General features: G+C 63.3%; 17 protein-coding genes. 7 read left to right on the top strand and 10 right to left on the bottom strand.

Annotation, left to right across the window (positions count from 1 at the left end; genetic code table 11):
* Nucleotides 1-67: 67 nt before the first annotated feature.
* From BLU35_RS15225 to BLU35_RS15245, 5 genes are read left to right on the top strand one after another with little or no spacing between them, the layout of a single operon-like run.
* Complete coding sequence (locus tag BLU35_RS15225; RefSeq protein ID WP_057254517.1) at nt 68-1,300, top strand: 3-methyl-2-oxobutanoate dehydrogenase (2-methylpropanoyl-transferring) subunit alpha; 1,233 nt, start codon at nt 68-70, stop codon at nt 1,298-1,300.
* A 1-nt stretch (nt 1,301) separates the two neighbouring features.
* The gene (locus BLU35_RS15230; protein ID WP_057254516.1) at nt 1,302-2,315 is read left to right on the top strand and encodes an alpha-ketoacid dehydrogenase subunit beta; all 1,014 of its coding nucleotides are present in this window, start codon (nt 1,302-1,304) and stop codon (nt 2,313-2,315) included.
* Between the two features lies 1 nt (nt 2,316).
* Nucleotides 2,317-3,600, top strand: a complete 1,284-nt coding sequence (locus BLU35_RS15235) for a dihydrolipoamide acetyltransferase family protein (RefSeq protein WP_057254515.1) — start codon at nt 2,317-2,319, stop codon at nt 3,598-3,600.
* 7 nt (nt 3,601-3,607) lie between these two features.
* Nucleotides 3,608-5,002 (top strand): dihydrolipoyl dehydrogenase, encoded by a 1,395-nt coding sequence (gene lpdA, locus BLU35_RS15240; protein ID WP_057254514.1) that lies wholly within the window; start codon nt 3,608-3,610, stop codon nt 5,000-5,002.
* A gap of 46 nt (nt 5,003-5,048) precedes the next feature.
* Nucleotides 5,049-6,230: an acetyl-CoA C-acyltransferase gene (locus BLU35_RS15245; protein ID WP_093233590.1), complete on the top strand. Its 1,182-nt coding sequence runs from the start codon at nt 5,049-5,051 to the stop codon at nt 6,228-6,230.
* Between the two features lie 109 nt (nt 6,231-6,339).
* Here the strand turns inward: BLU35_RS15245 and purU are convergent, their stop codons facing one another.
* The 5 genes from purU to hmgA all read right to left on the bottom strand — a co-directional run bounded on the left by purU (nt 6,340) and on the right by hmgA (nt 11,406).
* Complete coding sequence (purU, locus tag BLU35_RS15250; RefSeq protein ID WP_057254512.1) at nt 6,340-7,224, bottom strand: formyltetrahydrofolate deformylase; 885 nt, start codon at nt 7,222-7,224, stop codon at nt 6,340-6,342.
* Nucleotides 7,225-7,418: 194 nt separating this feature from the next.
* The gene (gene maiA, locus BLU35_RS15255) at nt 7,419-8,057 is read right to left on the bottom strand and encodes a maleylacetoacetate isomerase (protein ID WP_093233591.1); all 639 of its coding nucleotides are present in this window, start codon (nt 8,055-8,057) and stop codon (nt 7,419-7,421) included.
* Between the two features lie 29 nt (nt 8,058-8,086).
* Nucleotides 8,087-9,103, bottom strand: a complete 1,017-nt coding sequence (locus BLU35_RS15260) for a fumarylacetoacetate hydrolase family protein (protein WP_057254510.1) — start codon at nt 9,101-9,103, stop codon at nt 8,087-8,089.
* 69 nt (nt 9,104-9,172) lie between these two features.
* Nucleotides 9,173-10,042: an MBL fold metallo-hydrolase gene (locus BLU35_RS15265; protein WP_057254509.1), complete on the bottom strand. Its 870-nt coding sequence runs from the start codon at nt 10,040-10,042 to the stop codon at nt 9,173-9,175.
* Complete coding sequence (hmgA, locus tag BLU35_RS15270) at nt 10,039-11,406, bottom strand: homogentisate 1,2-dioxygenase (RefSeq protein WP_058325309.1); 1,368 nt, start codon at nt 11,404-11,406, stop codon at nt 10,039-10,041. The genes BLU35_RS15265 and hmgA overlap by 4 nt, the downstream gene beginning before the upstream one ends.
* Nucleotides 11,407-11,572: 166 nt before the next feature.
* On the opposite strand from hmgA, the gene BLU35_RS15275 reads away from it, so the two are divergent.
* A complete protein-coding gene (locus BLU35_RS15275; RefSeq protein ID WP_058325310.1) occupies nt 11,573-12,043 on the top strand; it encodes a MarR family winged helix-turn-helix transcriptional regulator in 471 nt (156 codons plus the stop codon).
* A gap of 4 nt (nt 12,044-12,047) precedes the next feature.
* Here the strand turns inward: BLU35_RS15275 and BLU35_RS15280 are convergent, their stop codons facing one another.
* Nucleotides 12,048-12,527, bottom strand: coding sequence for an Lrp/AsnC family transcriptional regulator (locus BLU35_RS15280; RefSeq protein ID WP_057254506.1), 480 nt, complete (start codon nt 12,525-12,527; stop codon nt 12,048-12,050).
* 131 nt (nt 12,528-12,658) lie between these two features.
* On the opposite strand from BLU35_RS15280, the gene hppD reads away from it, so the two are divergent.
* Nucleotides 12,659-13,771: a 4-hydroxyphenylpyruvate dioxygenase gene (gene hppD / locus BLU35_RS15285; RefSeq protein ID WP_093233592.1), complete on the top strand. Its 1,113-nt coding sequence runs from the start codon at nt 12,659-12,661 to the stop codon at nt 13,769-13,771.
* Nucleotides 13,772-13,912: 141 nt separating this feature from the next.
* Here hppD and BLU35_RS15290 read toward each other — a convergent pair whose 3' ends face one another.
* Genes BLU35_RS15290 through galE form a run of 4 tightly spaced genes read right to left on the bottom strand, consistent with a single transcriptional unit; the run spans nt 13,913 to nt 18,429 of the window.
* Complete coding sequence (locus tag BLU35_RS15290) at nt 13,913-14,872, bottom strand: glycoside hydrolase family 26 protein (RefSeq protein ID WP_093233593.1); 960 nt, start codon at nt 14,870-14,872, stop codon at nt 13,913-13,915.
* 18 nt (nt 14,873-14,890) lie between these two features.
* A complete protein-coding gene (locus tag BLU35_RS15295) occupies nt 14,891-15,406 on the bottom strand; it encodes a DUF995 domain-containing protein (protein ID WP_057254503.1) in 516 nt (171 codons plus the stop codon).
* A gap of 48 nt (nt 15,407-15,454) precedes the next feature.
* Entirely contained in the window at nt 15,455-17,449 is a 1,995-nt protein-coding gene (locus BLU35_RS15300; protein WP_093233595.1) for a glycosyltransferase, read from the bottom strand.
* The gene (gene galE, locus BLU35_RS15305) at nt 17,446-18,429 is read right to left on the bottom strand and encodes a UDP-glucose 4-epimerase GalE (protein ID WP_093233596.1); all 984 of its coding nucleotides are present in this window, start codon (nt 18,427-18,429) and stop codon (nt 17,446-17,448) included. The genes BLU35_RS15300 and galE overlap by 4 nt, the downstream gene beginning before the upstream one ends.

Consider the following 18,429-nt stretch of genomic DNA (forward strand, 5'->3'; position numbering starts at 1 on the left):
GTCAAGCCTACCGTTTTCCCGCTCTCGAATTGGTGCGCTGCGCACTCCGGAGGAGGCCGGAAAACGCATGAGCGATCTCGATCGACTTAGCCTGCATGTCCCCGAACCCGCCGTTCGGCCCGGCGGCCAGCCGGATTTCTCCAACGTCAAGATCCCGAAAGCCGGCTCCGTTCCGCGCCCGGAGGTGGACGTCGCGCCGGAAGAGATGCGCGATCTCGCCTATTCGATCATTCGCGTCCTGAACCGCGACGGCGAAGCGGTCGGCCCCTGGGCCGGTCTGCTGTCCGACGACGAGCTTCTGGCTGGTCTCAAGCACATGATGACGCTGCGCGCCTTCGACGCGCGCATGGTGATGGCGCAGCGTCAGGGCAAGACCTCGTTCTACATGCAGCATCTCGGCGAAGAGGCCGTCAGTTGCGCCTTCCGCAAGGCGCTGGTGAAGGGCGACATGAACTTCCCGACCTATCGTCAGGCGGGTCTCCTGATCGCCGACGGCTATCCCATGGTCGAGATGATGAACCAGATCTTCTCGAACGAGAGCGACCCGTTGCGCGGCCGCCAGCTGCCGATCATGTATTCCTCCAAGGAGCACGGCTTCTTCACCATCTCCGGCAACCTCGCAACGCAATATGTGCAGGCTGTCGGCTGGGCGATGGCGTCCGCGATCAAGCGCGACACCAAGATCGCCGCGGCCTGGATCGGTGACGGCTCGACGGCGGAATCGGACTTCCACTCGGCGCTGGTCTTCGCCTCCACCTACAAGGCGCCTGTCATCCTCAACATCGTCAACAATCAGTGGGCGATCTCGACCTTCCAGGGCATTGCCCGCGGCGGCTCCGGCACCTTTGCAGCCCGCGGCCTCGGCTTCGGCATCCCGGCGCTGCGCGTCGACGGCAACGACTACCTCGCCGTTTACGCCGTCGCCAAATGGGCGGCCGAGCGCGCAAGGCGCAATCTCGGGCCGACGCTGATCGAATACGTCACCTATCGCGTCGGCGCGCATTCGACCTCCGACGACCCGAGCGCCTACCGACCGAAGACGGAATCGGAGGCCTGGCCGCTCGGCGATCCCGTCCTCCGGCTGAAAAAGCACCTGATCCTGCGCGGCGCCTGGTCCGAAGAGCGCCACACCCAGGCGGAAGCCGAAATCGTCGATGCGGTAATCCAGGCACAGAAACAGGCCGAAGGCCACGGCACCTTGCATGCCGGCGGCAAGCCGTCGGTGCGCGACATCTTCGAGGGCGTCTATGCCGAGATGCCGCCGCACATTCGCCGCCAGCGGCAGAAGGCAGGATACTGACATGGCCAGAATGACAATGATCGAAGCCGTGCGCAGCGCCATGGACGTCTCCATGGAGCGCGACGACAATGTCGTCGTCTTCGGCGAGGACGTCGGCTATTTCGGCGGCGTCTTCCGCTGCACGCAAGGGCTCCAGGCGAAGTACGGCAAGACCCGCTGTTTCGACGCGCCGATCAGCGAAAGCGGCATCGTCGGCACGGCGATCGGCATGGCGGCCTATGGATTGAAACCCTGCGTCGAGATCCAGTTCGCCGACTACATGTACCCGGCCTATGACCAGATCACCCAGGAAGCGGCCCGCATCCGCTACCGCTCCAACGGCGATTTCACCTGCCCGATCGTGCTGCGCATGCCGACCGGCGGCGGCATCTTCGGCGGCCAGACCCACAGCCAGAGCCCGGAAGCGCTCTTCACCCATGTCTGCGGCCTCAAGGTCGTGGTGCCCTCCAATCCCTATGACGCCAAGGGCCTGCTGATCGCTTCGATCGAAGATCCCGATCCGGTGATGTTCCTCGAGCCGAAACGGCTCTACAACGGCCCCTTCGACGGCCATCACGACCGGCCGGTCATCCCGTGGTCGAAGCATGATCTCGGCGAAGTACCCGAAGGCCATTACACCATCCCGATCGGCAAGGCGGAGATCCGCCGTCAGGGCTCCGCCGTCACCGTCGTCGCCTATGGCACCATGGTGCACGTGGCGCTTGCAGCGGCCGAGGAAACCGGTATCGACGCCGAGGTGATCGACCTGCGCAGCCTGCTGCCACTCGATCTCGATACGATCGTGAAGTCGGTGGAAAAGACTGGTCGCTGCGTCGTCGTGCATGAGGCCACGCTCACGTCAGGCTTCGGCGGCGAAGTGGCCTCGCTCGTTCAGGAGCATTGCTTCTACCATCTCGAAGCGCCCGTCGTGCGCGTTGCGGGCTGGGACACGCCCTACCCGCACGCCCAGGAATGGGACTATTTCCCCGGCCCCGCGCGCGTCGGACGCGCGCTCGTCGAAGTGATGGAGGCCTGAGATGGGCGAATTCGTAATCAAGATGCCGGATGTCGGCGAAGGCGTGGCCGAGGCCGAACTCGTGGAATGGCACGTGAAGCCTGGCGATCCCGTTCGCGAGGACATGGTGCTCGCCGCCGTCATGACCGACAAGGCGACCGTCGAAATCCCCTCGCCCGTCACCGGCACCGTGCTCTGGCTCGGTGCCGAAGTGGGTGACACCGTCGCGGTGAAGGCGCCGCTGGTGCGCATCGAAATCGCCGGTGAGGGGGAAACAGCCGCGCCGGCTGTTGACAACAAGCTGGCAGCAAAGGCGGAAGAACAGCCCGCCGTAAAGGTCGAGGCACCCGCCCCAGTCGCCAAGCCTACGCAACCCGTCAAAGTCGAGGCGAAGGCACCGATCGCGAATGGCCACGCGACCGGCGAGCGGCTGGAAAAAGCACTGGCCTCGCCGGCCGTGCGCCTGCGCGCCAAGGAAAGCGGCGTCGACCTCCGCCAGGTGGCCGGCACCGGTCCGGCCGGCCGCATCACTCATGATGATCTCGACCAGTTCATCGCCCGCGGCGCCCAGCCGGCGCCGGCGCCCGCCGGCCTGCAGCGCAAGACCGCGGTCGACGAGATCAAGGTGACCGGCCTTCGCCGCCGCATCGCCGAGAAGATGTCGCTTTCGACCTCGCGCATTCCCCACATCACCTATGTGGAAGAAGTGGATATGACAGCGCTCGAGGACCTGCGGACGACGATGAACCGCGACCGCAAACCGGATCAACCGAAGCTGACGATCCTGCCCTATCTGATGCGCGCGCTGGTCCGCACCATTGCCGATCAGCCCGCCGTCAACGCGATCTTCGACGACGGTCCCGGCATCATCCACCGCCATCACGCCGTGCATATCGGCATCGCCACCCAGACACCCGCCGGCCTCACCGTCCCGGTCGTGCGCCATGCCGAAGCACGCGGCATCTGGGATTGCGCCACCGAACTCAACCGCCTGGCGGAAGCGGCCCGCACCGGCACGGCCACCCGCGACGAGTTGACCGGATCGACGATCACCATCTCGTCGCTCGGCGCGCTCGGCGGCATCGTCACCACCCCGGTCATCAACCATCCGGAAGTGGCGATCGTCGGCGTCAACAAGCTTGCGATCAGGCCGGTCTGGGACGGCACGCAGTTCGTGCCGCGCAAGATCATGAACCTGTCCTCGAGCTTCGACCACCGCGTCATCGACGGCTGGGATGCGGCCGTCTTCGTGCAGCGGCTGAAAACCCTGCTCGAAACCCCGGCGCTAATTTTCGTGGAGGCCTGAGGCGATCATGAAGGAAATATCCTGCAAGCTGCTCGTGATCGGCGCCGGCCCCGGCGGCTACATCGCAGCCATCCGCGCCGGCCAGCTCGGCATCGACACGGTCATCGTCGAAAAGGCCAAGGCCGGCGGCACCTGCCTCAATGTCGGCTGCATTCCCTCGAAGGCCCTGATCCACGCGGCCGAAGAGTTTCACAAGCTGCGCGCGGCCGCCTCCGGCCGCAACCCGCTCGGCCTCTCTCTGGCCAATCCGTCGATCGACCTCGCCCATACCGTCGCCTGGAAGGACGGCATCGTCGGCCGGCTGAATGGCGGCGTCACCGGGCTTCTGAAAAAGGCCGGCGTCAAGGCCGTGATCGGCGCCGCCCGCTTCGTCGATGGCAAGACCGTCGATGTCGAGACCGAAATCGGGCTGCAGCGCATCCGCGCCGAAGCGATCGTCATTGCCACGGGCTCGGCGCCGGTCGAACTGCCGGACCTGCCCTTCGGCGGGCCGATCATTTCCTCGACGGAAGCCTTGTCGCTGAAGAGCGTGCCGAAGAGCCTCGCCGTCATCGGCGGCGGCTATATCGGTCTGGAACTGGGCACCGCCTTCGCCAAGCTCGGCAGCCATGTCACCATCGTCGAGGCGCTGACGCGCATCCTGCCGCAGTACGACGCGGATCTGACGAAGCCGATCGGCAAGCGCCTAGGCGAGCTCGGCATCGAAGTCTTCACCCAGACGGTTGCCAAGAGCTACTCCGCCGAGACCGGCAGCCTGCATGCCGAGCACAACGGTCGCGCCATCGACGTTGCCGCCGAAAAGGTTCTCGTCACCGTCGGCCGCAAGCCGGTGACCGAAGGCTTCGGCCTGGAGGAGATCGACCTCGACCGCACCGGCCGCTTCATCCGCATCGACGACCAGTGCCGGACGTCCATGCGCGGCATCTACGCGATCGGCGACGTCACCGGCGAGCCGATGCTGGCGCACCGCGCCATGGCGCAAGGCGAAATGGTGGCGGAGATCGTCGCCGGCCACAAGCGCAGTTGGGACAAGCGCTGCATCCCCGCCGTCTGCTTCACCGATCCCGAGATCGTCACATCAGGGCTCTCACCCGACGAGGCGCGGGCCAGCGGCATCGAGATCAAGATCGGCCAGTTCCCCTTCCAGGCGAACGGCCGGGCGATGACGACGCTTGCGGAAGACGGTTTTGTCCGCATCGTTGCCCGCGCCGACAACCACCTGGTGCTCGGCATCCAGGCCGTCGGCCACGGCGTCTCGGAACTCTCGGCAAGCTTCAGCCTGGCGATTGAGATGGGCGCGCGGCTCGAAGACATCGCCGGCACGATCCATGCCCACCCGACACAATCGGAGGCCTTCCAGGAGTCCGCGCTGAAGGCACTGGGGCACGCGCTGCATATCTGACGGTGGCCACCCACTAGCGCCAACCATTGCCGTATGGGAGAAAGACATGAGCAGAATTGACCCTATCGTCATCGTTTCGGCGGCCCGCACCCCGATGGGCGCCTTTCAGGGCAGCCTCAAGGATCTGACTGCGCCGGAAATCGGCGCCGTCGCGCTGAAGGCAGCACTTGATCGCGCCGGCCTTGATGCCGTCGACGAGGTGCTGATGGGCAATGTGCTGCCGGCCGGCATTGGCCAGAACCCGGCGCGCCAGGCCGCTCTTGGCGCAGGCCTCGGCAAGGAAACGCCGTCGACGACCATCTCCAAGGTCTGCGGTTCCGGCATGAAAGCGCTGATGCTCGGCCACGACGCGCTCCTTTCGGGCAGCGCGTCGGTGCTTGCCGTCGGCGGCATGGAGTCGATGACCAACGCCCCGTATCTGCTGCCGAAGGCGCGCGGCGGTTTCCGCCTGGGGCATGGTGAGGTCAAGGATCATATGTTCCTCGACGGCCTCGAAGACGCCTACTCCGGTCGGCTGATGGGCACCTATGCCGAGGATACGGCCGAACACTACCAGTTCTCGCGCACCGATCAGGACGCGTTTGCGCTTCGCTCGCTGGAGCGCGCCAACCGGGCGGCTGAGGATGGTTCCTTTGCCGAGGAAATAGTGGCGGTTAGCGGCGCCGGCAAACGCCAGACCGCCAACCTTGATCGCGACGAGCAGCCGACCAAATCGGATCCGGCAAAGATCCCGAAGCTGAAAGCCGCCTTCCGTGACGGCGGCAGCGTGACGGCGGCCAATTCGTCGTCGATCTCCGACGGTGCAGCGGCGCTGATTTTGATGCGTGCAAGCGAGGCGGAAAAGCGCGGACTGACGCCCCTTGCCATCGTCGCTGGCCATGCCGGCCATGCGCAGGAACCGGCCTGGTTTACCACCGCGCCGATCGGCGCGATCGACAAGCTGATGGCCAAGCTCGGCTGGGAGAAGGGCAGCGTCGGCCTCTACGAAATCAACGAGGCCTTCGCCGTGGTGGCGATGGCCGCGATCCGCGATCTCGGCCTTTCCGACGATATCGTCAACATTAACGGGGGCGCCTGCGCGCTCGGCCACCCGATCGGCGCCTCGGGCGCCCGCATCATCGTGACGCTCTTGCACGCCATGCGCGCGAAGGGCGTCAAGCGCGGCATTGCCTCGCTCTGCATCGGCGGCGGCGAGGCGACGGCGGTCGGACTGGAACTGTTGCACTAACAAATGAGCGCCACCGGTCGAAACGGGTGGCGCTTCTCATTTTCAGCGGACGATTTGTTCCCCGAGCCTCTCACCCGCTTGGCGGCGAGAGGGCCGGATTTCCCATACCTCAGCCCATGCGCTCGGAAGCGTAGGAACCCGGGCTCGGCGGGAAGACGACGACGCGGTTGCCGTTGATGAAGCAGCGGTTGTGGATATGGGCGTGTACCGCACGGGCCAACACCTGGCTCTCGACGTCGCGGCCGATCGAGACATAGTCTTCCGCGCTCTGGGCATGGGTGATGCGGGCGATATCCTGCTCGATGATCGGGCCCTCGTCGAGATCGGCGGTGACATAGTGCGCCGTCGCGCCGATCAGCTTCACGCCGCGCTCATAGGCCTGCTTGTAGGGATTGGCGCCCTTGAACGACGGCAGGAACGAGTGGTGGATGTTGATGATGCGGCCCGACATCTTCTTGCAGAGCGCGTCCGACAGGACCTGCATGTAGCGGGCAAGCACGATCAGGTCGGCGCCGGTCTGTTCGACGAGCTCCAGGAGCTGGGCTTCCGCCTTCGGCTTGTTCTCCTTCGTCACCTTGATGTAGTGGAAGGGAATGTCGTGGTTGACGACCACCTTCTGGTAGTCGAAGTGGTTGGAGACGACCCCGACGATATCGATCGGCAGCGCGCCGATCTTCCAGCGGTAGAGCAGGTCGTTGAGGCAATGGCCGAAACGCGACACCATCAGCAGCACCTTCATGCGCTCTTCGCTGTCGCGGATCTCCGCATTCATGTCGAAGCGCTTGACCACCGGCTCGAAGCCCGCTTTCAGCTCGTCGAGCGTCGCCCCTTCCTGGCTGATGAAGGTGAGGCGCATGAAGAACAGCCCGGTTTCGAGATCGTCGAACTGCGAACTGTCTGAAATGTAACAGCCCTTTTCGGCGAGATAGCCGGTGATGGCGGCAACGATGCCACGGGTGGTCTTGCAGCTGACGTTCAGCACATAGCTTTTCATCGGTATGTCTCTCGCTCCAGAGGTTTTTCCGGCCCCCCTTATACGGCCAGTCACACAAAAACTAGCGCGGCCTTGGCCCGGCCGTCGATCCATTCGCGACATCCGTTTGACGGAACCGGCCAGATGAGGCCGGTCAGCACAAGGCAGCTTCAGTCAAATGATGTCTGAAGGAACGGAACGGACAACCGCACCGGTCAGCGCGGCGTGCGATCCGGGTGAGCGCGGGCGAATGCCTCGATCTCCGAACAATTCTGATCGATCGCGACAAGCCGTGGGCAAGCGCTGAGATCCACCTCCCAGCGGCGGGCATTGTAGACCTGCGGCACGAGGCAGAAATCCGCCATCGACGGGCTGTCGCCATGGCAGAACCGGCCGGTTGCGGGATGGTCGAGCAGCTGTTCGAAGGCGGCAAGTCCCTCGCCGACGAACTTGCGCATCCAGTTGCGCCGCGCCGCCTCACCGTCCTCGGCATTGGCCATGACATAGGAGATCACGCCGAGATTGCAGACGGGATGGATGTCCATCGCGATCGCGTAGGAGAGCATGCGCACCCGCTGGCGCCCGACGGCATCGTCAGGCAGGAAACCGGCATTGCTGCGTGTCTCGGCGAGATATTCGATGGTGGCGAGCGATTGCGTGAACCGCTCGCCATCGATGTCGAGAACGGGCACGAGCCCCTGCGGATTGCGCGCCAGATGCTCCGGCGCCTTGTGCGCCTTGGCGAGCAGATCGACCGGCACCGAACGATAGCTTTCGCCGAGGCTGTTGAGCGCGATACGCACCCGATAGCTCGCCGACGAACGCCAGTAGTCGTAAAGGACGGTCTCGCTCATGCCTTTGCCCGTTCTTGTCGTTCAGCCGTTTAGGCCTTGTTGTAGGCTTCGACGGTCTGTTCGATAGCGCCGAAGATCGAATGGCCGGTCTTGTCCTTCATCTCGATGCGCACGACGTCACCGACCCTCAGGAAATGCGTCTTCGCCGCACCACCGACGATGGTTTCGATCATGCGCAGCTCCGCGATGCAGGAATAACCGGCACCGCCCTCTGCGACCGGCTTGCCCGGTCCGCCGTCAAGCTTGTTGGAGACCGTGCCCGAGCCGATAATCGTGCCGGCAGAAAGCGGCCGGGTCTTGGCCGCATGCGCGACCAGTTGGGCGAAATCGAAGGTCATGTCGATGCCGGCATTGGCTCGGCCGAAGGGCTTGCCGTTGATGTCGACGCAGAGCGGCAGATGCAGCTTGCCGCCGTCCCAGGCCTCACCCAATTCATCCGGGGAAACGGCGACCGGCGAAAAGGCAGAAGACGGCTTTGACTGGAAGAAGCCGAAACCCTTGGCAAGCTCGGCCGGGATGAGGCCACGCAACGATACGTCGTTGACCAGCATCACCAGGCGGATCGCAGCGCGCGCCTCGTCATTGGTAGCGCCCATCGGCACGTCGTCGACGATGACGGCGACCTCGCCCTCCATGTCGACGCCCCAGCTTTCGTCGGCAAGCGGGATCGGATCGCGCGGCGCGATGAAGCTGTCGGAGCCGCCTTGATACATCAGCGGGTCGGTCCAGAAGCTTGCCGGCATTTCGGCATTGCGGGCCTTGCGGACGAGCTCGACGTGATTGACGTAGGCCGAGCCGTCGGCCCATTGGTAAGCGCGCGGCAACGGCGACAGGGCGTCGTGTTCATGGAACCGGATCGTCGGCTGCGAGCCGGTCTCGATCCCCTCGGCCACGCGGGCAAGCCGCGGGCCTGCGTGTTCCCAGTCGTCGAGCGCTGCCTGCAGCGTACGGGCGATATGCCCGACCTCGGAGCAGCGGGTGAGATCGCGAGAGACGACCACGAGCTTTCCGTCGCGCGTACTGTCCTTGAGTGTCGCCAGTTTCATGCAGTCCTCCCTCTCAATCTTCTCATTGTTCCGGACCGAAAGCCGCTGCGCGGCCTTCGCGGAGTTGTTTTAAGCGGGCGAATCGTCCGCAAGTCTCACAACAAGGCCGTCGGCGGCGATCGTCAAGGCGCCTGCCCAGCTTTTGCGGGTCGCCGCAATCCAATGGCCTTGCGTTATCTCGGGATCATCGGCCGGAATGAGGTGGTGCAGCACCAGCCGACCGACGCCGGCGGACGTTGCGATCGCGGCCGCCTGTTCGGCGAATGTGTGGCTCGCAAGCAGGTGCTCCTTCAATCGCGCGCCGTTGCCGGTGCGCGCCACCAGCCGGTCGACGCCTTCGGCGAGCATCGCTTCGTGCACGAGAATGTCAGCCCCTCGGGCGAAATCGGCGAGCGGCGGAAAATAGGCCGTATCAGCGGAAAAGACGACCGAGCCCTCCGCATGATCGAACCGCAGTGCGAAACAGTCGGTGACTGGCGGATGATCGACGCGTAGCGCCGACACGGTCAGGCCGTTCTCCGAAAAGACCGCGCCCTCGGAAAACTCGACGACGTCGACAAGAGCGCACAGGTCCGGCCGGCCTTCGTCGACGATGCGAATGTCGATGTCGAAGGCCATCGCCTGAAGGAAGCCCTGCCAATAGGCACGTGTCCCGGCGGGGCCGAAGACGCGCACTGGATGCGCGAGCCCCGCGGTCCAGGCCGTGTGGATCAACGGACCAAGCTCAAGCACATGATCCGAATGCAGGTGGGTGATGACGATCAGGTCCAGCGCCTTCAGCGGCACGCCGGCATCCGTTACTCCGCGGGTAACGCCAAGGCCGCAATCGACCACGATCGAACGGCCGCCGATTTGAAGCAATGACGAGGTCGGCCACGGGCCGCCCGGCCGGATCGCCGGACCACCCTTGCTGCCAAGTAAAACGAGGCGTGAACTCAAGACCAATCGCCTTCCGGCGTCCCGTTGAAGCGCTTCTTGAGATCCGTCCAGCAGTCGATGTAGTTGTCCTGCAACGTCTCCAGTTCGGCGGCGAAGCGGGTCAGCTGCTGTGGGAAGCGTGTCTCGAACATGAAGGCCATCGTATGGTCGAGCTTCACCGGTTTCAACTCACTGTTTGTCGCCTTGTCGTAGCCCGACGCATCCGGCCCATGTGCCAGCATCATGTTGTGCAGGCTCATGCCGCCGGGCACGAAGCCCTCTTCCTTGGCGTCATAGCGGCCGTAGATCAGCCCCATGAACTCGCTCATGATGTTGCGGTGGTACCAGGGCGGCCGGAAGGTGTGCTCGGCCACCAGCCAACGCGGCGGGAAGATGACGAAATCGATGTTCGCCGTACCCTCTTCGCCCGAGGGTGCCGTCAGCACCGTGAAGATCGACGGGTCCGGATGATCGAAGAGGATGGCGCCAACCGGCGAGTAGGTCTTGAGGTCGTATTTGTAGGGCGCGTAGTTGCCGTGCCAGGCGACGACGTCGAGCGGTGAATGGCCGATCTCGGTCACATGGAAGCCGCCGCACCACTTCACATGCACGCGGCAAGGCGTCTCCTTCTCCTCGAAGGCGGCGACCGGCGTCTTGAAGTCGCGCGGATTGGCAAGGCAGTTGGCGCCGATCGGGCCGCGATCCGGCAATGTGAACTTGGCGCCATAGTTCTCGCAGATATAGCCGCGCCAGACCTTCTCTTCACCAAGCCGCGTCACCTTGAACATGGTGCCGCGCGGCACGATGCAGATTTCCGAGGGCTCCACATCCATCTTGCCGAGTTCCGTGAAGACCTGGATCGCGCCCGCTTCCGGAACGATCAAGAGTTCGCCGTCGGCATTGAAGAAATAGTCGTCCACCATGTCGGCGTTGAAGGCATAGGCATGGGCCGCCATTCCGGTCTGCGTCGGCGCATCGCCCGCCGTCGTCATGGTGCGGATGCCCTCAAGGAAGTTCAGTTTTTCCGAGGGCGCCGGCAACGGGTTCCAGCGCAACTGGCCGAGCGCCAGGGAATGCTCGGCCACATGCGGCGCCGTCTTCCAGTGCGGATAGTCGATCTTGGAAAACCGCCCGGTGTGGCGGACGCTCGGGCGGATGCGGTAGAGCCAGGAGCGCTCGTTGGTGCCGCGCGGCGCGGTAAAGGGCGAGCCGGAGAGCTGCTCGGCATAGAGCCCGTAGGCGCATTTCTGTGGACTGTTCTGGCCCTGCGGTAGAGCTCCCGGCAGGCTTTCGGTCTCGAAATCATTGCCGAAACCCGGCATGTAGTTGAGCGCCTCGGCTGCGTCAGTCCGTGCCTCGGCCTGTTTTCCTGCCTTGTCGAGCATGGTTCTATCCTCCTCCCTTGAGCATCCGGCTCCAGCTCTCGCAGCGGGGCCAGCGCAATCCCAAACACCGCCCGCAACGGCCCCATCCATGGTGGACGCGAGCCTCGCCTTCGGCATATTAGTTGCAATCGTAACTATCGATTTTGTAACTATCAAGGAAACACCGATGACCGCCGACGGCTTCGAGCTCAATGCCTTCCTGCCCTACCGGCTGAACCGCGCGGCCGAATTCGTCGCCCTGCGCTTTGCCGCACAATACAAGGCGCGCTACCAGCTCACTCGCCCGGAATGGCGAACGCTGGCAGCCCTCGGCAGCACCCGTCGTCCAATGACGGCAACGGAAGTGGGCGCGCATTCCGCCATGCACAAGACCAAGGTGAGCCGTGCGGTCGCAGCACTCGAAGAGCGGCGCTGGCTGACGCGCAATGAAAACGAAGGCGATCGCCGCCTCGAACATCTCCAGCTGACGAAGGCGGGCCTGCGTGCCTATGTCGAACTGACGGCGCTTGCGGCCAGCTACCAGGCTGAACTCGACGCTTTGGTTGGAGCCGCCGGAATGCAGGCGCTGACGGCTGGTCTCGAGGCGATTGAACGCGCCATCGGCAAAGTGGAGAAACGTCCTCGCCGCGAGGGGTGAAACGTCAGCCCTTCATCCGCTCCGGAATCGGCACACCTTCAAAACTCTTCAGCGTTTCGAGCACGATCGACGTCTTCACGTGCTGCACGCTGTCATGCGGCAAAAGCACGTCGTTGACGAAGCGCGACAGCCCCGCGAGGTCAGGCGTCACCACCCGCAGGTGATAGTCCATCTCACCGGTCAGCGCATAGGCCTCCAACACCTCGGGCAAACTCGAAATGAGCTTGCCGAAGCGCTTGGCATTGTCGCGGTTGTGGGTGGCGAGCGTCACCGAGATCACCACCATCAGATCGAGGCCGAGCTTCTGCCGGTCGATCTGTGCCTGATAGCCGGTGATGTAGCCTTCGGCTTCGAGCCGGCTACGCCGCCGTGAGCATTGTGACGGCGAAAGTGCGATGCGCTCCGACAGCTCATTATTGGTCAGATGTCCGTCGCGCTGCAATTCGCTGAGGATCTTGAGATCGAACCCGTCAAGCTGCTCCATTCCTGCATCCTAATTCACTATTATGCATGTTCCGTGCGCCATCCTGTCTAAACCGCGCAAGAATACAAGCATCATGCATGGGAATTGCGTCATACTCCAGCAAAGTTTGGAAGAACAAGAGGAGACTTCCGATGGGCCCCTTCCCGCATGACGCCCCGCCGGCAACGATTACCGCTGAAAACCCCGCTGGCACCGACGGCTTCGAATTCGTCGAATTCGCCCATCCGGAACCGGAGAAGCTCGCCGAGCTTTTTGCTCGCATGGGTTACAGCCCGGTTGCCAAGCACAAGACCAAGAACATCACGGTCTGGCGGCAGGGCGACATCAACTACATTCTGAACGCCGAGCCCGGCTCGCATGCCATGCGCTTCGTCGATGAGCACGGCCCCTGCGCCCCGTCCATGGCCTGGCGCGTCGTCGACGCAAAGCACGCCTTCGACCATGCGGTCTCGAAGGGCGCGATCCCCTACGAAGGCAAGGACAAGTGCCTCGATGTTCCGGCGATTGTCGGCATCGGTGGTTCGCTGCTCTATTTCGTCGAGACCTACGGCGCCAAGGGCTCGACCTATGAGACCGAGTTCGAGTGGACCGGCGAACGCAATCCGAGGCCCGAAGGCGTCGGCTTCTATTATCTCGACCACCTGACGCACAACGTCTATCGCGGCAACATGGACAAGTGGTGGGCCTTCTACCGCGAACTGTTCAATTTCACGCAGATCCACTTCTTCGACATCGACGGCCGCATCACCGGCCTCGTCAGCCGGGCGATCACCTCGGCCTGCGGCAAGATCCGCATTCCCTTGAACGAGTCCAAGGACGACACGAGCCAGATCGAGGAATATCTGCGCAAGTACAAGGGCGAAGGCATCCAGCACATCGCCGTCGGCACCGAAGGCATCTATGACGCCACCGACAAGCTGGCCGCCAATGGCCTGAAGTTCATGCCCGGCCCGCCGGAGACCTATTACGACATGTCGCATGACCGTGTTCACGGCCATGACGAACCGATCGACCGGATGAAGAAGCACGGCATCCTCATCGACGGCGAAGGTGTGGTGAACGGCGGCATGACGAAGATCCTGCTGCAGATCTTCTCGAAGACAGTGATCGGCCCGATCTTCTTCGAGTTCATCCAGCGCAAGGGCGACGAAGGCTTTGGCGAGGGCAACTTCCGCGCCCTGTTCGAATCGATCGAAGCCGACCAGATCCGTCGCGGCGAACTGGGGCCGCAAGCGGCCGAGTAAATCGCAGCCGACAACGCCGGCACTTCTAACTCGAGCCTCTCGCCTCAAGCGAGGGGCTTTTCTGCAAGGAAGGGCATCCAGCCAAACGAGATGCTTGAGCTTTCTCGCGCGCCCGTTCAGAGCGCGCTACTGCCGGCAATGTCAGTTCGTGGTCTGGTTGACCACGCGCCAGTTCGGCCGGCCGAGATTGTGCGGCCATTCGATGACGTCACGGTCGTTGAAGTAGACGACTTCGGCCAGGTTGGGGAACTGCGGGTCCGGTTGTGTCGCGGTGTTCATCCAGGGCTGCATATAGGCCGGGCTGCCTTCCCATCCGAGCTCGGCAACCCAGATCGGCTTGTTGTATTTGGCCACCAGGTCGTAGCCGGGCTTGAGCGCCTGCGCGAACGTCCTTGGCGCCCCATATTCGATCTGATCGAATGGTTCGAGCCCGAAGACCGACAGCCCGACGAGATCGACGTAATCGTCACCCGGATAATAGGCATCGAGGTTCGGCAGACCCTTCGGTGACCACATGATCTGCGCCTTCGGCACCTTCTTGCGCACGATGTCCATCGCATGCTTGTAGGCCTTGATCCAGTCCTGTGGCGCCCAGCCAGCCCAGGAAAACCGTCCGGACGTGTCTTCCATCTCCTGGCCCCAGCGCACGATGACCGGGCTCTTCAGCTCGGCGATCATGTCGGCGATCGCCTCCATGTTGGCGTCGTATTCGCCTCTGAGCATCCGGTCGCGGAGCTGCGTCGGCGTCAGTTTCCAGTCGAGCGACCAGGACCAGGGCTCGATGGTGATCAGCAGATTGCGTCCCCGCTGAAGGGCATATTCGTCAGCGGTGCGCAAGGATGCGAGATCGACGTCCTCCCAGGGCAGGAACAGAGCTTCGGTCGTCACATCGCTTTGGGCGCCGAAATCGCCATGCGGGTCATAGGCGCCGAATCTCGTTCCGCCAGGGTGCATGACGGGACGTTTGTCGATCATGGTCTGGGTCTGACCGGCATTGCCCGCAGGATTGGCTTGCTCCTGCGCCAACGCGGATACCAAGCTGCCGAAGTCCAGTTGCAGGGCCAGGGCAGTGCATAGGGCGAATGCCAATTTGCGTTTCATTTCATCCTCCTGCTGCGTCTATTTTTTGGCCAGGAACTGTTCCTTGAGACGCAACGCCTTTGCTGTGATGTCGTCCTGGGCGACGAGGCTGTAGTAGGCGTCATTGGGCTTGGGTTTTGCATGCTTGAAGACATACCATTCGCCGTTTGGCACCTTCCGCTGATAGATCGTGTCGCCGATCTTGGCATGGCCGAAGCAGGTCCGCGCATCGCCGGCCTCGGCCGCGGTCGTCCAGATGGCCTGCATGCACATCATGCCGAGATCGCTGACGTACCAATTGCCTTCGGCAAAGGATCGGTTGCCGTTGCCCTTGTCGACAAAGGCCACGAGTTTGCGGTCATGCGCGGTGAAGCGTGCACCGCCGGTGGACCATTGCCAGGTCTTGTTGCGGTAGAGGGAATAGACTTCGTAAGCGCTGAGCGGCGTCGGCTTGACTTCCATCTTCGCCTTGACCGGCTGGGCGCCCAAGTAGACCGCAGCGGCTGCAACCGGCAGCAACAGCGGCAGAACCATGACTTTTATCGACCCTTTCATCCACTTTCTCCTCACATTGGAGATTACACACTCGACTGTTCGCCGCCGTCATGACGGCACGTAGTATCGGCCGACCTTCTTTGTCGTCCTGGTTTCCCGGTACTTCGTTTCACTGACACTCCTTCTTCCGGCATTGTTAGAGGTGGCCCGTGATACGGCAGGTTCGATCCGCGCCCCGCTCTCGGGCGGCTGAGAAAAGCCTTTCCATTGCAAATGGAAGCGAACGATCCTGAGTTTCGTACCGTGTCCGGCGCCGGCGACCGTGTATTTCGCCTCGGTGAAGGTCACGAAACCCAAGCCATGCGACAGGGCCTCCGTTGCCTCGGCGCCGTGACGCACCGCCGATTGGGCCGACAGCACCGAAACCAGCACCAGAGAGCCGGCCGTCATTGCGGTCATCGTCGAACGCGGCATAAGCGGCAGCCCGTTCTCGCGGGCGTGTCGAACGTGGATCACCACCACGAGCCCGGCATAGACGAGGGCGTTGATCTCGGCGAAGACGTAGAAGCCGCGTGCCGTTCCGGCATCGGAAATCAGCCAGACGGCGAGCGCCGACATCAGGGAAAGCACGAGATAGGGCATCAATATCCGAAGCAGCAGGGGAGCCGCGGCACCGCCGCCTTTCGGCGTGATGCGAAAATCGACGAACGAGCCGGTCAGATGATCGCGCACCGCCGCCAGACAGCCGAGCAGCGACCAGGGCCACCGCGCGAACAGGAACAGGACCGTCTCCCAACTCAGCACCCGCGCGTCGCGCGGCCGGAACGTACCGGTCGAACGCCAGAAATAGGCGAGCACGACCAGAACCAGCGACAAAGGCACGAAATGCAGCAGAAAATCGGGATAGTCGACGTCAACGAAGGCCCGCCCCATCAACAGCGCCACGATCGGCATCAGGAACATCAGCGCCATGAAGCACGAAAACAGCGGGTACCAGAGTTGCGAAAACAGGAACTGGAACTGCAGCCGCGGCCGCAGCTTCGGCACATACAAAGGCGAATATTTCAGCAAGATCGCGACGAGGCTGCGAGACCACTGGAACTCCTGAACCACGAGATCGGCAAAGTTCGCCGGCCCGTCGCCATGGGCTATGGCGTTGAGGGCATGCACGCCGCGCCAGCCATGGGCATTCATCATCAGCGTGGTCGAATGATCTTCGGCGAGTTCGGGCCCCAATCCGCCGATCTGCTTCAGGGCCTTAGTCCGCACGGCGTAGTGGGAACCGATGCATAGGGGCGCCCAGCCGTTGTTGTAGCCGACCTGAAGGGAGCCATGCAGGCTCGCCTCCGCGTAAAGCCGCCCGCGCGCCGACCAGCTTGCCGCGGCATTCGCGTCGCATATGCTCGGCGCCGAGACATAGCCGACCGACGGGTCGTTGAAGGGATGCAGCACCTCCACGAGATAGGTGGCTTCGGGCACGTGATCGGCGTCGAACTGCGCCACGAAATCGTAGCGGTCATAGCCGTGATGATCGTAGAAATAGGCAAGGTTTCCTTCCTTGCAGCGCGTGCGGCGCGGCCAGGCGGCGCGATGATATTCGGCGAAACCCTTTCGCGTGGAGATGAAAACCCCGTGGGCCGCACACCAGGAAACCGTTTCCGGCGACGGGTCTTCGTCTGCCAGCCACACATCGAAGTCGCAGCCGGTCTGGTCCAGCATCGCCTGCAACGTCTTGCGTACAACGGCAAACGGCTCGGACGGCGCCTTGGTGACGACCATCGCGATCCGCCCCTGGGGCACCGGCCCCGTGCTCACCGTGGCCACCTTCGCGCCGGAAAAGATCGTGATGAAGTAGACCGGCAGCAGGGTGATCCACCCGACGACGACGGTGATAAGGACGTAGGACGGCCAGTCCAGAACATGGGCCGGATCGAGCCACCACCACCAGAAATACGTGAAGGCCGCGAACCACGCGGTAACCCCCAACATGTTCAGTATCTGCAAGCGCCCGGAAAACAGCGTCGTCAGACGCGGCCTGACAGGCCCCGCACGCGCGAGATCGGCATAGCGCCGAAATCCATCGACTGTGGCTGCCCAGCTCATCGCTGCACCTCCAGCCCGAAACCCGGCGCCGCCGTGCGGATGATGGTTTCGATATCCGAGAAGGCCGGCCGGAAGCCCAGTTGCTGCCGCGCCCGGCTGGTGTCGGCATAGAGCACGGGCGGATCGCCCGGGCGACGCGGCAACATCTGCACGGGAACCTGCCGCCCGGTAACGCGATCGATCGCTTCGAGAACCTCCCGGATCGAGGTTCCATGTCCGGAGCCGAGATTGGCGCGCAGTACCTCGCCGCCGTCATTCAGATAGTTGACGGCCGCGACATGGGCGTCGGCAAGGTCGGTCACGTGAATGTAGTCGCGAATGCAGGTTCCATCCGGCGTCGCATAGTCGTCGCCGAAGATGTCGAGCCGTTCGATCCCGCCGGCCGCCGCCATTAGGGCACGCGGTATGAGATGCGTCTCGGGATCGTGCCGTTCCGTGAGCTGTCCTTCCGGATCGGCGCCTGCGGCGTTGAAGTAGCGCAACGCGACGGAGCGGAAATCATAGGCGCGCGCATAGTCGCCAAGCATCAGCTCGATCATCAGCTTCGTGCGCCCATAGGGGTTGATCGGAAACTGTTCCGTATCCTCGGTGATCGGAAGCCGCTGCGGCACGCCATAGGTGGCGCAGGAACTGGAAAACACGATGCGTGCCAGCCCGGTCGCGCGGCAGGCTTCGAGCAGCGCGATGCTGCCTGCGACGTTGTTGCGGTAGTATTTTCCCGGGTCTTCGACGGATTCCCCGACATAGGCGGAAGCCGCAAAGTGGATCACGCATTCAGGCAGGAACGTCCGGACGGCCGTTGCCAGCCGTTCCGTATCCTCGAGATCGCCTTCAACGAGGGGACCCGATTGTACGTTGGCCCTATGTCCCGTCGACAGGTTGTCATAGACGACGGGGACGAAACCCTGCTGGGCAAGGCGTTTGCAGGTGTGGCTTCCTATGAAGCCGGCACCGCCGGTGACGAGTACGACGCGGGACAT

The organism is Sinorhizobium sp. NFACC03 (assembly GCF_900103435.1).
Taxonomy (GTDB): Bacteria; Pseudomonadota; Alphaproteobacteria; order Rhizobiales; family Rhizobiaceae; genus Ensifer.

What these genes read in the sequence shown, in the direction of transcription:
- BLU35_RS15225 (WP_057254517.1), top strand. Translation starts at nt 68, where the DNA reads ATGAGCGATCTCGATCGACTTAGCCTGCATGTCCCCGAACCCGCCGTT.
- BLU35_RS15230 (WP_057254516.1), top strand. Translation starts at nt 1,302, where the DNA reads ATGGCCAGAATGACAATGATCGAAGCCGTGCGCAGCGCCATGGACGTC.
- BLU35_RS15235 (WP_057254515.1), top strand. Translation starts at nt 2,317, where the DNA reads ATGGGCGAATTCGTAATCAAGATGCCGGATGTCGGCGAAGGCGTGGCC.
- lpdA (WP_057254514.1), top strand. Translation starts at nt 3,608, where the DNA reads ATGAAGGAAATATCCTGCAAGCTGCTCGTGATCGGCGCCGGCCCCGGC.
- BLU35_RS15245 (WP_093233590.1), top strand. Translation starts at nt 5,049, where the DNA reads ATGAGCAGAATTGACCCTATCGTCATCGTTTCGGCGGCCCGCACCCCG.
- purU (WP_057254512.1), bottom strand. Translation starts at nt 7,224, where the DNA reads ATGAAAAGCTATGTGCTGAACGTCAGCTGCAAGACCACCCGTGGCATC.
- maiA (WP_093233591.1), bottom strand. Translation starts at nt 8,057, where the DNA reads ATGAGCGAGACCGTCCTTTACGACTACTGGCGTTCGTCGGCGAGCTAT.
- BLU35_RS15260 (WP_057254510.1), bottom strand. Translation starts at nt 9,103, where the DNA reads ATGAAACTGGCGACACTCAAGGACAGTACGCGCGACGGAAAGCTCGTG.
- hmgA (WP_058325309.1), bottom strand. Translation starts at nt 11,406, where the DNA reads ATGCTCGACAAGGCAGGAAAACAGGCCGAGGCACGGACTGACGCAGCC.
- BLU35_RS15275 (WP_058325310.1), top strand. Translation starts at nt 11,573, where the DNA reads ATGACCGCCGACGGCTTCGAGCTCAATGCCTTCCTGCCCTACCGGCTG.
- BLU35_RS15280 (WP_057254506.1), bottom strand. Translation starts at nt 12,527, where the DNA reads ATGGAGCAGCTTGACGGGTTCGATCTCAAGATCCTCAGCGAATTGCAG.
- hppD (WP_093233592.1), top strand. Translation starts at nt 12,659, where the DNA reads ATGGGCCCCTTCCCGCATGACGCCCCGCCGGCAACGATTACCGCTGAA.
- BLU35_RS15290 (WP_093233593.1), bottom strand. Translation starts at nt 14,872, where the DNA reads ATGAAACGCAAATTGGCATTCGCCCTATGCACTGCCCTGGCCCTGCAA.
- BLU35_RS15295 (WP_057254503.1), bottom strand. Translation starts at nt 15,406, where the DNA reads ATGAAAGGGTCGATAAAAGTCATGGTTCTGCCGCTGTTGCTGCCGGTT.
- BLU35_RS15300 (WP_093233595.1), bottom strand. Translation starts at nt 17,449, where the DNA reads ATGAGCTGGGCAGCCACAGTCGATGGATTTCGGCGCTATGCCGATCTC.
- galE (WP_093233596.1), bottom strand. Translation starts at nt 18,429, where the DNA reads ATGTCCCGCGTCGTACTCGTCACCGGCGGTGCCGGCTTCATAGGAAGC.